The 15,502-nt window shown below is 49.5% G+C and carries 15 protein-coding genes; 7 read left to right on the top strand and 8 right to left on the bottom strand.

What is annotated here, in order from left to right:
• Nucleotides 1-90 precede the first annotated feature (90 nt).
• Both LLH06_RS04550 and LLH06_RS04545 read left to right on the top strand, forming a co-directional pair.
• The gene (locus LLH06_RS04550; protein ID WP_228172081.1) at nucleotides 91-2,067 is read left to right on the top strand and encodes a M1 family metallopeptidase; all 1,977 of its coding nucleotides are present in this window, start codon (nucleotides 91-93) and stop codon (nucleotides 2,065-2,067) included.
• 186 nt (nucleotides 2,068-2,253) lie between these two features.
• On the top strand, nucleotides 2,254-2,952 hold the full coding sequence (locus LLH06_RS04545; RefSeq protein WP_228172080.1) for a carboxypeptidase-like regulatory domain-containing protein: 699 nt from the start codon (nucleotides 2,254-2,256) through the stop codon (nucleotides 2,950-2,952).
• A gap of 99 nt (nucleotides 2,953-3,051) precedes the next feature.
• Here the strand turns inward: LLH06_RS04545 and LLH06_RS04540 are convergent, their stop codons facing one another.
• From LLH06_RS04540 to LLH06_RS04525, 4 genes are all read right to left on the bottom strand, one after another.
• The gene (locus tag LLH06_RS04540; protein ID WP_228172079.1) at nucleotides 3,052-4,326 is read right to left on the bottom strand and encodes a metallophosphoesterase; all 1,275 of its coding nucleotides are present in this window, start codon (nucleotides 4,324-4,326) and stop codon (nucleotides 3,052-3,054) included.
• A gap of 132 nt (nucleotides 4,327-4,458) precedes the next feature.
• Nucleotides 4,459-5,967, bottom strand: a complete 1,509-nt coding sequence (locus LLH06_RS04535) for a sigma 54-interacting transcriptional regulator (protein WP_228172078.1) — start codon at nucleotides 5,965-5,967, stop codon at nucleotides 4,459-4,461.
• Between the two features lie 100 nt (nucleotides 5,968-6,067).
• The gene (locus tag LLH06_RS04530) at nucleotides 6,068-7,165 is read right to left on the bottom strand and encodes a vWA domain-containing protein (RefSeq protein WP_228172077.1); all 1,098 of its coding nucleotides are present in this window, start codon (nucleotides 7,163-7,165) and stop codon (nucleotides 6,068-6,070) included.
• A gap of 190 nt (nucleotides 7,166-7,355) precedes the next feature.
• The gene (locus LLH06_RS04525) at nucleotides 7,356-8,213 is read right to left on the bottom strand and encodes a carbohydrate kinase family protein (RefSeq protein ID WP_228172076.1); all 858 of its coding nucleotides are present in this window, start codon (nucleotides 8,211-8,213) and stop codon (nucleotides 7,356-7,358) included.
• Nucleotides 8,214-8,285: 72 nt separating this feature from the next.
• Between LLH06_RS04525 and LLH06_RS04520 the strand changes: the two genes are divergently transcribed.
• Nucleotides 8,286-8,705: a YybH family protein gene (locus tag LLH06_RS04520; protein ID WP_228172075.1), complete on the top strand. Its 420-nt coding sequence runs from the start codon at nucleotides 8,286-8,288 to the stop codon at nucleotides 8,703-8,705.
• Here LLH06_RS04520 and LLH06_RS04515 read toward each other — a convergent pair whose 3' ends face one another.
• On the bottom strand, nucleotides 8,706-9,266 hold the full coding sequence (locus LLH06_RS04515) for an NUDIX domain-containing protein (RefSeq protein WP_228172074.1): 561 nt from the start codon (nucleotides 9,264-9,266) through the stop codon (nucleotides 8,706-8,708).
• Between the two features lie 63 nt (nucleotides 9,267-9,329).
• On the opposite strand from LLH06_RS04515, the gene LLH06_RS04510 reads away from it, so the two are divergent.
• Entirely contained in the window at nucleotides 9,330-9,998 is a 669-nt protein-coding gene (locus LLH06_RS04510) for a M15 family metallopeptidase (RefSeq protein WP_228172073.1), read from the top strand.
• A 5-nt stretch (nucleotides 9,999-10,003) separates the two neighbouring features.
• Here the strand turns inward: LLH06_RS04510 and LLH06_RS04505 are convergent, their stop codons facing one another.
• A complete protein-coding gene (locus LLH06_RS04505; RefSeq protein ID WP_228172072.1) occupies nucleotides 10,004-10,624 on the bottom strand; it encodes a hypothetical protein in 621 nt (206 codons plus the stop codon).
• Between the two features lie 231 nt (nucleotides 10,625-10,855).
• Nucleotides 10,856-12,172, bottom strand: coding sequence for an adenosylhomocysteinase (gene ahcY / locus LLH06_RS04500; RefSeq protein ID WP_228172071.1), 1,317 nt, complete (start codon nucleotides 12,170-12,172; stop codon nucleotides 10,856-10,858).
• Nucleotides 12,173-12,286: 114 nt separating this feature from the next.
• On the opposite strand from ahcY, the gene LLH06_RS04495 reads away from it, so the two are divergent.
• The gene (locus LLH06_RS04495) at nucleotides 12,287-12,877 is read left to right on the top strand and encodes a helix-turn-helix domain-containing protein (protein ID WP_228172070.1); all 591 of its coding nucleotides are present in this window, start codon (nucleotides 12,287-12,289) and stop codon (nucleotides 12,875-12,877) included.
• Between the two features lie 94 nt (nucleotides 12,878-12,971).
• Nucleotides 12,972-13,934, top strand: a complete 963-nt coding sequence (locus LLH06_RS04490; RefSeq protein WP_228172069.1) for a hypothetical protein — start codon at nucleotides 12,972-12,974, stop codon at nucleotides 13,932-13,934.
• A gap of 93 nt (nucleotides 13,935-14,027) precedes the next feature.
• Here the strand turns inward: LLH06_RS04490 and LLH06_RS04485 are convergent, their stop codons facing one another.
• Nucleotides 14,028-14,909, bottom strand: a complete 882-nt coding sequence (locus tag LLH06_RS04485) for a M23 family metallopeptidase (protein WP_228172068.1) — start codon at nucleotides 14,907-14,909, stop codon at nucleotides 14,028-14,030.
• 182 nt (nucleotides 14,910-15,091) lie between these two features.
• On the opposite strand from LLH06_RS04485, the gene LLH06_RS04480 reads away from it, so the two are divergent.
• Nucleotides 15,092-15,502, top strand: a complete 411-nt coding sequence (locus LLH06_RS04480; protein WP_228172067.1) for a BrxA/BrxB family bacilliredoxin — start codon at nucleotides 15,092-15,094, stop codon at nucleotides 15,500-15,502.

Raw genomic sequence — 15,502 nt, 5'->3', positions numbered from 1 at the left:
GTAATATTGTGTTTACAGCACACACAAATAGCCTTTTTTGTGTTATAATTGCTTTTCAATTTAATTAGAACTGTATTTATTTCCTTGAAAATGAGATACCTATCATTAGCCGGCCTATCGCTGGCTTTTATGGCTTTTACTGGTGCCGCTCAGGCGCAGCAACCAGCACCGGCAGCTCCTGCTACGCCGGCCGCCTCAAAATACGATTATCATGACGCTTTCGGGCCAATGTTCTACACCAAGAACGGCAACGAATTCAGGGCCGCGAGCGGCGAACCGGGGCCACGTTACTGGCAAAACCGGGCCGATTACCAGCTTACCGCCCGTTTGAACGATCAAACCAACGAGGTTACCGGTACCGAGGTACTGACCTATACCAACAATAGCCCGCAAAAGCTGGGCTTTGTGTGGATGCAGTTAGACCAGAACCTCTTCAAACAAGATTCACGCGGTAGCGCCATCGTACCTCCATCGGGCAGCCGTAATGGTGGCCGTGGCCAAATGTTCGATGCCGGCTACAAGATCAAATCGGTAAAGGCCAACGATGTTGAGGTGAAATACATGATCAACGATACCCGTATGCAGATATTTTTACCAAAGGAGGTCACTCCTAACGGTGGTCAGGTAAAACTGAAGATCGAATTCTCATTCATCGAACCTAACTACGGATCTGACCGTACCGGTATACAAGACACCAAGAACGGAAAGATATTTGCCATCGCTCAATGGTATCCACGCATGTGCGTATATGATGACGTTACCGGATGGAACGTGGTGCCTTACAGCGGCCCTGCCGAGTTCTACCTTGAGTATGGTGATTTTGACCTGAGCGTTACGGCGCCCGCCAACCACATCGTACTGGCATCTGGCGAATTGCAGAACCCACAGGAAGTGTATACCGCCGAGCAGCAAAAACGCTGGGCCGAAGCTGCTAAAAGCGACAAAACGGTGATCATCCGTTCGGCCGCTGAGGTGACCCAAGCTTCATCACGCCCTGCAGGCAAAAAGGAACTTACTTGGAAATTCAAGATCAAGAACGCACGCGACGTATCATGGGCCTCATCGGCAGCATTCATTGTTGATGCAGCTAAGATCGATCTTCCAAGCGGTAAAAAATGCATCTCGATATCGGGCTACCCGGTAGAGAGCGATGGCCAAGATGCGTGGTCACGTTCTACTGAGTACACTAAAAAATCGGTAGAGTATAACTCCGCAAAATGGTATGAGTACCCTTACCCAGCGGCCACTACCGTGGCCAGCATAGTAGGCGGTATGGAGTACCCGGGTATCGTGTTTTGCGGTTACAAAGCCAAAGGCGAGAGCCTGTGGGGTGTAAACGACCACGAGTTCGGTCATACCTGGTTCCCGATGATCGTGGGCTCTAACGAGCGTTTATATGGCTGGATGGACGAAGGTTTCAATACTTTCATCAACACCTTATCTACTGATGCGTTCAACAACGGCGAGTACAAGAACCGCCCTACCGATATGCACCGCGTGGGTATGGCTTACACCCGCCCCGAGACCGAATCGATCATGAACACACCTGCCGGTATGAAAGAGCGCAACATTGGCCTGCTGCTTTATGCTAAACCTGGCATCGGTCTGACCATGCTCCGCAACACCATTTTAGGTCCGGAGCGTTTCGACTTTGCTTTCAGGACTTACATCGACCGTTGGGCATTTAAACACCCTACTCCAGACGACTTTTTCCGCACCATGGAAAATGCTGCCGGCGAGAGCCTGCAATGGTTCTGGAGAGGGTGGTTCCTGAACAACTGGCGTTTAGATGTAGCCGTGAGCGATGTGACATACATCGGTAACGACCCATCAAAAGGTGCCATGATCACCCTGAACAACCTGGAGAAGATGGCAATGCCTGTGATCCTGGAGATCAAGTTAAAGAATGGCGAGACCAAACGCCTTAACTTGCCTGTTGAGGTATGGGAACGCAACAACAGCTGGACGTTCCGCTACCCATCCACTACCGAGATCGAATCGGTAACCTACGACCCCGATAAGGTACTACCTGACTATAACGAAGCCAATAACGTTTGGAAAAAATAATAAGGAGACCCGGCCAGAAATGAGCCGGGTCTTTTGTTACCTCAATGCTTGGTGGCGACTCTTCCGTTCAATTAATGGTAAGATCTTTCGACTTAAGCAAGGTGCCCGCAGCAAGCCCATTTAACACTTTTCTAACAAACTATTCGCTTAACATCGCCGTTAAACACTTACATTAGCCTGCTGAAGATGAAACTGAAGAACATTATCATGATATGCCTGCTGGCCATTGGCTTTAGCGCTAACGCTCAGCAAGGTACCATTAGAGGACAAGTAGTAGAGAGCGGCACCAACAACAAGATGTTCGAGGTATTCGTTCGCAACACTAACAATAACCAGGTATCGCTTTCTGATGAGAACGGTAACTTCCAGATCAGGGGTTCGGTGGGTAATACGCTGATCCTGTCATCAGCAGGGTACGTTTCAGATACCTTATATGTGACCGACCTAAACGTCAAGACCATTACCATGACGCAAATGGGTATAGCCCTGCGTGCCGTGAACGTAAAAGGCGAACGCTTTAACCCTCGTACCGAATATCCGCAGGTATACCAGAAAAGCAAGGTGTATGTATTGTCGCCTACCTCGTGGTTCAGCAAAGAGGCTAAGGATGCCCGCCGTTTGAAGAACTATTTTGCCCGTGAAGAGAAAGAACGCGTGATCGATTCAGTATTTACCAAGGCTTATGTGAGCAGCATCGTTCCGTTAAAGGGTGTGGATCTGGACAACTTCATGAGCATGTACCGCCCGACCTTCGAATTCGTGAAAAGCAACAATGGCGAGACCATGGCCGCCTACATCAACGACTCATACAAAAAGTACCGAGCCCTACCAGCCGACAAACGCGTAATGCCTAAGCTGAACGCTGAACCGGTGAAACAGCCGTAAGCCTTATCATCTCAACTTGAGGGAACGCTGATCTGAGCTTCTTACTTAGCTTGAGAGATGCCGATATCCATCGGCACGACTGGGTTTGTAAAAATATTGCTAAGCTAACTTAGGGTCTTTACCCGCCTTTAGTTCAAATATGGTGATCTCAGGCAATATGCCTACCCTGCCCGGATAACCCAGGAAGCCGTAACCTACGTTCACATAGATCTGCTGCTGCCCTTCATGGTATAATCCACCCCATTCCTTGTACACGAACTGTATCGGGCTCCACTGAAAGTGCTCGGTACGCACCCCGAATTGCATACCGTGCGTATGGCCCGAGAACATGGCATCTATTTGAGGGTACTTAGGCAATACCTCGGCTCGCCAGTGTGACGGATCGTGCGACAGGAGCAGCTTGACCGGCAGATCATCAGTGTTCTTTACGGCCTGTTCCATTTTGCCGTATTTAGGAAAACGGCTCAAAGCACCCCAGTTCTCCACACCTAAGATACCGATCTCTTCGCCATCCACTTTTAAGCGGCGGTTCTCGTTCATGAGCAGGTCCCAGCCCATGTTCTTGTGGGTATCTTTCAGATCCTGCAAGTTCTTTTCCTTAGCGGCAAGGCTGGTCCATTTTGCATAGTCGCCGTAATCATGATTACCGAGCGTTGAGTATACGCCAAGCGGTGCTTTTACCTTGGCAAAAATATCCTGGTACTCGCGCATCTCGTTGCTTAGCGTGTTCACCAGGTCGCCCGTGAAAAAGATCACGTCGGCCTTTTCGGCCATCAGCATATCTACACCACCGGTGACCGCTTTCTTATTATAGAAGCTACCGGAATGGATGTCAGAGATCTGGCCCAAGCGTATGCCATCGAATTTTTTAGGCAGGTTGGGCAGCCATAGTTTCACGCGGCGTACACGATAATCGTACACCCCATTGATGATGCCATAACTCAGACCTGCCAGCGGCAACGCACCGGCCACCAACCCAGCCTTAAGCAGGAACTCCGACCGGGTTATATCTGTAGGCTTGGGTTCACTGGCCGGGAACTCGGGCTCAGGCTTATTCTTGCGCCTTGCGATCCACAGGCACAGTCGACGAATATCATCCACCAGGAAGAATGGCAGCAAACAGGCCTTGCAGAAGAGCAGCAAAAAGAACAGCATCAGCACGGCACCTTTAAAGCCCACACTGAATTTGATATAAATGCTGGCGATCATACCCGCTACCAGCAGACCAGAAATGAGCCAGTAACCCCACAAAAAGTATTTACCCTGAATGAAACGCCATTTCTTGAATCCCTCGCGCAACCCGTTACTGATGTAAGCATCGGCTAACAATAAAAGGACGCAAATAGCAAATATGGTAGGTGCTGAACCCTGCATTAGAAATACTATAATATGTAAAAACGTCATTGCGAGGCACGAAGCAGTCTCTGCGGCAGCTTATCAGCTATCCATAGTTCAGAGATCGCTTCGTGCCTCGCGATGACGTGGCAAATATGAGATTTTTCCCTATTAATATCTATCGTCGTCCATGCCGTCCTCGTCATCATCCGGCTGGAGGTTGAAGAGGCTGTCGAACATGTCCGAGAAAGCAAAACCATTATCTAAGAAACCTTTGCTGATCTGTGAGAACTCGGCAAGGCCGTGCAGTACGAATTCCATTAGCAGCAACTGCTGGTTCTCGCTCAGGCGTGGATGCAATTGCTTAACGATATCCTTAAGGCCGGTAACGCCGTTCAGTGCCTTTTTATATTCGGCCTGAGGCAGGTCATCGATAACAGAAAGGCTGTTACCTACCGAGAACCAGTTGATCACCTCGGCATAAGGATTGGTCTTTTTGCTCTTTTTGGCCTTCTCTGGGTCAGGGAAAAATTGCAGCATCAGTGTTCTGATCGCTTTACCGATCAAAATATTGGCCACCTTGGCCGGTCCTTCCAGCTCACCTTCATACACCAGTTCGATCTTACCTGTAATGGCCGGTATTACACCTAAAAAGTCGGAGATACGGACAAAGGTGCTCTTCTCACCGTTGATGATCATGCGGCGCTCGGCATTGCTGATCAGATTTTCGTAAGCTGAAATGGTCAAACGAGCCGATACACCCGATTTTTTGTCGATGTACTCGGAGTTACGTGCCTCGAAAGCGATCTGTTCTACCAGGTCCTTCACCAAGCCGTCTGCCTCAATATTCTCGCGTTGTTGCGGCGTAAGCAGGGCCTCCTGCTGGGTGATCTTGCGCGATATCTCTACCGAACGTGGGTAGTGCGTCAGGATCTGGCTTTCTATACGGTCCTTCAATGGTGTAACGATCGAACCACGGTTGGTGTAGTCCTCAGGATTGGCCGTGAACACGAATTGCAGATCCAGCGGTAAACGCAGTTTGAAACCACGGATCTGAATATCTTTTTCTTGCAGGATGTTGAACAGCGATACCTGTATACGTGCCTGCAGATCGGGCAGCTCGTTGATCACGAATATGCCCCGGTGCGCACGTGGGATCAAACCAAAGTGGATCACGCGCTCATCGCTGTAGGTCAATTTCAGCGTAGCGGCCTTGATGGGGTCTACGTCACCGATCAGGTCGGCCACGGTAACATCAGGGGTAGCCAGCTTTTCGGTATAGCGCTCGCTGCGGTGTACCCACGCTATTGGGGTATCATCGCCCAGGCTCTCCACCTGGTTATGGCCGTACCATGATATAGGTGCCAGCGGATCATCAAAAAGTTCTGACCCGGCAATGTAAGGCACGTATTCATCTAACAGGTTCACCATTAAACGGGCTATACGTGTTTTGGCCTGGCCACGCAAACCCAACAGTAAAATGTTGTGGCGCGACAGGATAGCCGTTTGCAGGTCAGGGATAACCGTATCTTCAAAACCGATGATCCCTTCAAAACCGCCCTCATGCTTTTTTTGCAATTGAGCGATCAAATTTTCGCGAAGCTCCTCTTTTACCGACCGGCTTTTGTAGTCGGTCCTTTTAAGCTCGCCCAGTGTTTTTATATCGAGTAATTTGCTCATCTTTTAGTTGTCCGGAAGTCCGTGAGTCGGCAGATCCGCTTTGTTGTTTTGATCATTCTCTTTCCGGACCCACGGACTCACCGACTTCCGGACCTATTAACTATCTAACCGTCTTTCTACGGTTCTTAATGTAATCCTCAAATATATATTCGCCCAAACCGGTGAGTGAACTGTAAAATGCACGCCCGCCATTGGTCTCGGTAAATTTGCGAACGAATTGCTGCAGGTATGGGTCACGGGCGATCATGAAAGTAGTGATCGGGATCTTCAACCTTTTGCATTGAGCCGCCATATTGAGCGTTTTGTTCACCACCTTACGATCAAGCCCTATACTGTTCTTGTAATACTTGGTCCCTTCTTTTAAGCAGGTAGGCTTACCATCGGTGATCATGAAGATCTGTTTGTTGTGCGTTTTACGGCGACGCAACAGATCGGTGGCCAGCTCCAAACCGGCATAGGTGTTGGTATGATATGGCCCCACTTGCAGGTACGGCAGGTCCTGCAACGTGATCGGCCAGGCATCGTTACCAAATACGACAATGTCCAAAGTATCTTTAGGATACTTGGTACGGATCAGTTCAGACAGCGCCATGGCCACTTTTTTAGCCGGCGTTATACGGTCCTCGCCGTACAGGATCATGGAGTGCGAAATATCGATCATGAGCACGGTAGAGGTGAGCGTCTTGTAATCCATCTCCTCTACCTCCAGGTCGCGCTCGGTCATCATAAAATCGCCGATACCATGATTCACCTGAGCGTTGTGGATAGACTGCGTCATATCGATCTGGTCCAGGCTATCGCCAAATTCAAATTCGCGGCGCTCAGGGTTCTTTTCATCGCCCTGGCCCGATTGCGGCGACCGGTGATTGCCCTTGCCCGACTTTTTAAGCTTGCCAAATATCTCTTCCAGTGCTGACTCCCTGATGCTTTGCTCGGTTTTGGCCGTGATGCTAAACTCGCCTTTTTGGTTGTCCTCGCTTAGGTAGCCTTTTTGCTTCAGATCATCAATAAAATCACCCATACCATATTCGTCATTGGTGATGTTGTATTGCTTGTCCAGTTCGTTCATCCAGGTGAGGGCCTCACCTGCATCGCCCGATGTGTAATTGAGTAATTCTAAAAAGAGTTTGAGTAGTTCGTCGAACCCGCCTTTAGGAATTTCGCGGGGAGTAAACTTCGAAAATCCATAACCACGCATTTATCGCCTTTCTTGTGTTTAATTAAAGTAACGAAATTTTATCCGTTAAAGTTCAGTGACCGGCACTTGCCCGCACATATTTGTAGACTGAGATGACAATGTTTTAAGCGAGAGACGAGAATTAAGACCATAGAGTCAAGACGAACGGATATGGCCGCTTGCTTCTTACCTACTACTTCTTACCTCTCGCTCATACGGCCATTGGCGGAGGGTTAGCTCCACGCTGGCTGGCTACATATGAGCCTACTTTACATGCCTTTTCAAGCACCCGGCTCATGGGCTGCTCATTGATCAGTCCGGCAACCAAGGTGGCTAAGAAGGCGTCGCCCGCACCAACGGTATCCATTACATCTACCTTAAAGCCGGGGTGTTCATAAAACTCTTCGTTATGCCAGATCATGGCACCATTACCTCCACGGGTAACGCAGATGGTTTGTGTGTGGTATTTATGCTGAAACTCCAGGATCTGATCTTTCAACGAGGCATGTGAGCCGTGGATAAGGAGAGTAGCTTCCTCTTCGTTCATCTTGACCACGTTGGCCATAGCGGCCAGCGTTTCAATGATATCATTATCATAATGTGGCGGGCGCAGGTTCACGTCAAATATGCGCAAAGGCACCTTTACCTCGGTAAGCAGATCCAACAACGTATTGCGTGTACCTTGCTGGCGGCAGGCCAGGCTACCAAAAACAATGGCTTTAGCTTGCTCGGCATACCGGATCACCTCGTCGGTAAGTTGTATGTTGTCCCACGATACCGGCTCCGGAATGATGTAAGTGGCCTGCTGATCCTGATCAAGCTGTACGGTCACCTCACAAGTGGGAAGTTTACTGTCAGTTTGCACGAGCGGTGAATCCAGTCCATGCTGTTGCAGATAAGACCTCAACTCCTCGCCCGACGCATCATCGCCTATGCGGGTGATCATTAAGGAGCTAACGTTCTGTTGAGCCAACTGTCTTGCTACGTTCAGCGGCGCACCGCCCACTTGTTTGCCATCGTCAAAGGTGTCCCACAGAACCTCGCCGAAGCATAATACCTGTTCGTTCATTGTGTTTTTTATAGGGTGTGACCGGTGTAAAGCTAAAAGATATATTGCAGCAATTTGTTTACTTTTAGTCACATGAAGAAGTTGTTATTATGCTGCCTGCTGGCTTTAGCCGCTAACATCTGTTTCGCACAGGACAAGCAAGCCATTTTAAAAGTACTATCGGTACAGAACCAGGCGTGGAATCGCGGTGATCTGGACGCCTTTATGCAGGGCTACTGGAAGTCGGACTCGTTGCTATTTGTAGGTAAAAGTGGCCCCAAGTACGGCTGGCAGACCACGCTTGACAACTACAAAAAAGGTTACCCCGACAAAACGGCCATGGGGCAGCTCACGTTCGATATTTTGAAGGTACAACTACTGGACAAGACCAACGCCTTTGTACTGGGCGGCTGGCGCCTCAAGCGCGAAAAAGATGCTCCAGGTGGCTACTTCACTTTATGGTTCCGTAAGATCAATGGTGAGTGGAAGATCGTGGCCGACCACAGCTCCTGATCAAAGCTCTCCGTTGTTGATCATCAGTTGCACGCGCAGGATGGCCGCTACGGTCATGGAGTCGGTGATCTTGCCCTCAACAACCATTTGGTAGGCTTCGGCAAAAGGCAATTTGCGGATCACCAATTGCTCGGTCTCCTCGGGTTCGGCCTCAAATTGTTGTAAGCCACGGGCCAGGTAAACCACGCCATATTCGTCACTTACCGAATTGGAAAGATGCATATGGCAGAGCCAGGTCCACTCCTGTGCTTTGAGGCCGGTCTCCTCCAACAATTCTCGTTTGGCGGCATCAAGCGGATCTTCATTCAGCGGACCGCCGCCTTCGGGCATTTCCCAACTGTAATCATCAATGGTAAAACGGTATTGCCCTACCAGGTAGGTGTTCAACTCTCCATCAAGAGGCAGCACCCCAATGGCCCGATTTTTAAAATGGACCTTACCGTAAATGCCCGGGTTACCCGATGGGTTGATCACCTCGTAATGGGTTAACTGAATCCACGGGTTATTATAGATCTCGTCTTCGGACGTTACTTTCCAGGGGTTGTGTTCAGGATGATGCATGGCGGTAAAGATAATGGCTGTGACCGGCTTTAAGTAATTTGTTGGATCTTTGCTATATTGACGATGATGACACAACGCCCTGGCATGAACTTTACCCACACCTGTACGCTGATCTGGCTATTGCTTACCACCGCCTGCGCCATGAAGATGCCTCAGGAACAGGGAACTTTTAAGCCCGCCGACCTGGTGGAACTGACCAAGATAGACAGCACGCTGAAACTCGACATCAGGTATGCTACGGCCAATAACTTTGCTGGCAGGCCGGTGTATGATCAGCCACGCGCCTTTTTGCAACGCGAGGCGGCTATTGCCGTTAAACAAGTGAACCAAGAGCTGCGCCCTTTAGGTTATGGCCTGCTCATATTTGATGGTTACCGGCCATGGCGCGTTACCAAACTATTTTGGGACATCACACCCGTAAACAAACGCGAATTTGTGGCCGACCCCAAAAAAGGCTCGCGCCATAACCGCGGCTGTGCCGTCGACCTTTCCCTTTACGACCTTAAAACAGGCAAAGAGGTGCAAATGACCGGCGCATATGATGAGATGAGTCCACGATCATACGCCAACTACACTGGTGGCACAACAGAGCAACGCCGCCTGCGCGACCTGCTCCGCAGCAAGATGGAAGCACATGGCTTTACTGTTTTACCCAACGAGTGGTGGCATTTTGATCATTGGTCCTGGCGGCAATACCGCATCAATGATACGCCTTTCGAAGCGATCAGGTAGCCGGATCAATACCCGGCTTTAATGACCACATTGGGCTGAACGCTGATAGCATAACGATAGAACGTAAGCGACTCGGTCTCCGCGTCGGCTGTCATTTCTATCCAGCCGTTGTGAACTCCCTTTGCCGTCCGTACCTGGAACGGCAGGAACTGGTGGCCGCTGTTGGTCCAATTACCTTCCCAGCGTATGTGCTCATGGGTGCTGATCACCTTGCGCATCAAGGTCACGGCAGCTATGTTATACCAGATAAGCTTTTCGGGAGCAGCAACAGGGATCACTTGACCTAAGCCGAAGCGTGGTGTCTGCTCGGTCAGGGTGTCGATCAGCAGATGGCAGTACTGTGACGACGTGACCATGTAATGGATCCTGTCTTGCAGGGTTTGCGAATCGCCTACCAGTTGAGTGTAGAACCACAGATCGGTGTGACCATCGTTATTCAGATCGAGCACTAATGAACGGCGGTAAGTGATGTTCTTGCCCGACAGGTCGGTGTAGTGCATGGCTGGTGCAGGCGCATCATTAACAGGCGGTAGGGGTTCAGGCGCGGTCGGGGTAGCATCCTTTTTTGAGCACGATACCAATGCGATCAGCAGTATAGCGATGGCTATAAATTCGGTCTTTTTCATTACAAGTGACAAGGTTCAGATCGAACGGCCAAGTGCTTTCATGACACTACTGGCCGTCCTCTTGATCTTATAGACGCAAATAATGAGTTGGGCGTTACAACCAAAAAAAATTAAAGCAAGCTATTCGTTGTGCTGTGCATGCATGACACCGGCTGCACCTGCTGAAGAGTCAAAAATAAAAAGGGCGTGATCTTAACGACCACGCCCTTTTGCTATCGAGGATAGCTAATATTAGTAACGGTAGTATTCTGGTTTGAAAGGACCGTCAACGGTCACACCGATGTAGTCAGCTTGATACTCGTCCAATACTTCCAGCTCAACACCGATCTTGGCCAGGTGCAAACGGGCTACCTTTTCGTCAAGATGTTTAGGTAGAGTGTATACTTTGTTCTCGTAAGCACCGCCATTGGTCCAAAGCTCTAATTGAGCCAGGGTTTGGTTAGTGAACGAGTTCGACATTACGAAGCTTGGGTGACCAGTAGCACAGCCCAGGTTCACTAAACGGCCTTCAGCCAATACGATCACATCTTTGCCATCAATGGTATATTTATCTACCTGTGGTTTGATCTCGATCTTGGTATCGCCATAAGCGCCATTCAACCAAGCCATGTCGATCTCGTTATCAAAGTGACCGATGTTACAAACGATAGCTTTGTCTTTCAAACCACGGAAGTGTTGCTCACGAACGATATCGCAGTTACCGGTAGCGGTCACCACGATGTCGGCCTCAGCTATAGCGGTAGAAAGTTTCTTCACTTCGAAACCTTCCATAGCAGCTTGTAAAGCACAGATCGGGTCGATCTCGGTAACGATCACGCGCACACCAGCGTTACGCAATGAATCAGCCGAACCTTTACCCACGTCACCGTAACCGCAAACTACGGCCACTTTACCGGCCATCATCACGTCAGTTGCACGACGGATCGCATCAACCAACGACTCACGGCAGCCGTATTTATTATCGAATTTTGATTTGGTAACTGAATCGTTCACATTGATAGCAGGCATTGGTAAGGTACCGTTCTTCACGCGCTCGTATAAACGGTGCACACCAGTAGTGGTCTCTTCAGAAAGACCTTTGATCTCGCCTACTAATTCAGGATATTTATCCAGCACCATGTTGGTCAGGTCTCCACCATCATCAAGGATCATGTTCAACGGCTTGCGGTCCTCACCAAAGTGTAAGGTCTGTTCGATGCACCAATCAAATTCTTCGGCGTTCATACCTTTCCAGGCATATACCGAGATACCAGCAGCAGCGATAGCGGCAGCAGCGTGATCTTGAGTAGAGAAGATATTACATGACGACCAGGTAACCTCGGCACCCAATTCAACAAGGGTCTCGATCAGTACAGCGGTTTGGATGGTCATGTGCAAGCAACCGGCAATGCGGGCACCAGCCAATGGTTTTGATGCACCGAACTCGGCACGTAGGGCCATCAGGCCCGGCATTTCGGCCTCGGCCAGTTCTATTTCTTTACGGCCCCACTCGGCAAGAGACAGGTCCTTTACTTTATTTTTTACGTAAGCAGTTTCTACTGATGACATACTTTTTGATTTGAGATGCAAAAGTAGTTAATATGAGTGTGTTAAGCAAACTCCACATGGTGGACTGTATGTCAAGTCATTAAGTTGATAATAAGATTACCTTTGCTCAACTTCATGGATCTTCATCAAAAAATAGTAATGGCCCGTACCCGCAGCGGACTAACGCAGGAAGAATTGGCCACCCGTTGTGGTGTCACCTCGCGCACCATCCAGCGGATCGAGAGCGGCTCCACGGTACCCCGTAGCTTTACCCTAAGATCCATTGCTACCGCACTGAACATACCTTTCGAGCAATTGAACGAGGCGACCACCGACATCTCAGTTGGACCGATCCCTCAACACTATGAACCGGACCTGGAAGAGCAGCGACATTTTCTACGAATGCTTTGTCTGTCGTGCTTCAGTTTTTTAATTATCCCCTATCTGCATTTTCTTATACCGGCTTACCTGCTTAAAAAGCAACGGGTGACCGATCCCACATTGACCCGTACCGCCCGCAAAATCATCAGCGGACAAGTGTATTGGGTGGTGGCCAACACACTGGCGTTCTTAGTAGCGCTTGGCCTCAACCTGGTCATGTCAGCTTATGACACCAACATGCAGATCAGCTATGTGCTGGTGTTCTTCCTATCCTATCTGGCCAATGCGGTGATCATCATAGTGAATTACAACAAGGTGTCGCGGAATAACGAAAAAGGCCTCTAACGTGCGTTAAAGGGCGTTGACGTGCTAATGTCGGGCAAATGTCGGGAGGGGAGCGTTCGTGCAGCAGATATATTTGCGGCATACAAACCACATCATGTTTCTCAAAAGCTTTATAAAAAGGTCAGCCTTATTGGTCGCCGCGCTCATCACCTTATCAACATTGACCGGCAGAACGCAGAACCTGCCAGCGATCACTCCCACTGATCTGCATACTAGATTCGTTTGGCTGGCCGACACCACCCACCAACAGAACGAGCCCTATGCCGCAATGCTTATCCCGGTCAAGCTGCCGCACTGCCCGCAGCAGTTCTATATGCAGTTCGACCTTGGTGCACCCAATACGATATTTTATAAGGCTAAGATGAAGACCATCGCGCAACGCTATCCGAAAAGCGTCAACTTGGTCGATTCCACACAACTCAGGGATCAGCAGTTACTGATCAACGGTGCGGTGATCAACTCCAGTTCCATCACTTTAAAAGCATTCGGCAACGCCGTGATCAACTGGAAAAGCAAAGACTCTTACAACATCATCGGTACCATTGGCGCCGACCTGCTTCATCACAAAACGATCGTGATCGATTACCCAAAGGCTGACCTGCAGATCGCCGATAGCATACCTGTTGAACTGAAGCCCAAGGTCAACTTCCATGACCTGATCTACGCGCAAAATAGTATCCTACTGCCCGCCACGTTAATGGGTAAGCGTACCATGTTGTTCTTTGATACCGGTTCCAGTGCTTTTGAACTGCTGTTAGATGAAGTCAATACCCGCAAATTGGCCGAGCCGGGCGGTCAGCCTACAAAGCGTGCGGTCAACTCCTGGGGAAGGACGTTAACGGCCAACACCTTTGCCACCAACGATAGCCTGAGCATAGCAGGCCAGCGTTTGCCGATCAAAAAGGCGACCTACATGGACGGTGCCAGCGATAGCCAATTGAGCCGCATGATGGCACTCGGGATAGGTGGGATGACGGGCAACAAACTTTTCCTGAACTCGATACTCATCATGGATCTGAAAGCCAAAAAGTTCGGCATCATTCCGCAGCTGAACTGATCACACACCAACGTATCTCGATAACAAGAAAGCCCTTTGACGTTGTGGTCAAAGGGCTTTTATATATCATGGCATTTGCCTCACGGCTTTGCTTTAGTTCAAGCTCAGGTATTGCTTGGGGTTAACGGCGCGGCCGTTACGGCGTACCTCGTAGTGCAGGTGTGGACCGGTCGAACGGCCGGTAGAACCAACTTTGCCGATCATTTGCCCAACGGTCACGCTTTGTCCTTCGTGCACTAAAATGCGCGACAGGTGACCATACCAGGTCTCGATGCCATTGATATGGCGGATACGTACACAGTTGCCGTAGCCACCTGCACGTCCGCTGTATACCACCCTGCCGCTGGCAGTACATTTTACCGGATCGCCGGTGCGGCCTTTAAAGTCGATACCGGGGTGAAACTCGCCGCCCTCACTACCGAACGGATTATTACGATGACCGAAGAATGAGGTAAAGCTGCTGATGCGCGGGTAGCCCATAGGCATACCGGCAATGTTGTCCACCAACTTATCCAGGTAACGATCGAACTTTTTGTATAGACCCAGATGCGCTTCTTTGTCTTTAGTGCGGCTCTCGCCTGCTTTAAAGGCAATGCTGTTGAGTCCGCGTTTGCGTAAGTAACTGTTGATACGGCGCAACTTGTCCTGTATACCTTCAATGTAGGTGAGAGCTTTGTTGCCGGTGCTGTCGTTGTGAGCCGATATAAGGTCCAGTTTGGTCTCTCCATCGCTCAATTTCTCTTGCAAGGCCTGCACCTGGGCGGCAAGGCGGTCGTTCTCTGCGGCCTGCATCTTACTGCGGCCATTCAGTTGGAACACCGTGACCGACAAGGTAGCGATCATGGCGAAGGAAACACCTACCAGCGCTTTTAAGCGGCTGGTATTATGGGTCCGGTTCTTTACTTTGGTTACCCGGCCAAAGATCTGCCGGGCGCTGAAAATATCTCTAAAGCCTGAATTTTGTTTATAGTTCATGCAACGGTTTAATATTCAATAATTAAGGGATAGCAAGATAATACTTTTAACGAACACCTGATACGTGTCGCTGCCATTTTTTTGTTTCAGTTAAACGTCAGTAAAGTGTTATTTATTTCGGAGGGCCAACATCTTTTAACAGCTTTGTTTAAATTTGTGATACTAATTTTAACATAACACACATGTATCCAGAATATTTAGTTGCCCCTATGCGGGCCGATCTTACCAACGCCGGTTTTGAGGAGTTGAAGAATGCCGAAGAGGTGAAGAACGCCGTAGAAAGCGAAGGTACCGTATTTGTGATGGTGAACTCGGTTTGTGGTTGCGCAGCAGCTATGGCCCGTCCGGCTGCCAAGCTTGCCGTACAAAATGAGAAACATCCTGATAAGATCGTTACCGTATTTGCCGGTATGGAAAAGGATGCCGTTGATGAGGCTCGCCGCTTTATGCTGCCTTACCCTCCATCATCACCAGCTATGGCCCTGTTCAAAAATGGCCAGTTGGTACACATGATCGAGCGTCACCAGATCGAAGGTCGCCCGGCGCAAATGATCGCCGATAACCTGATCGACGCTTTTGACCAGTACTGCTAA

The sequence above is a fragment of the Mucilaginibacter daejeonensis genome (assembly GCF_020783335.1).
GTDB lineage: Bacteria > Bacteroidota > Bacteroidia > Sphingobacteriales > Sphingobacteriaceae > Mucilaginibacter > Mucilaginibacter daejeonensis.
This window is presented reverse-complemented; position numbering and strand designations above follow the sequence as displayed.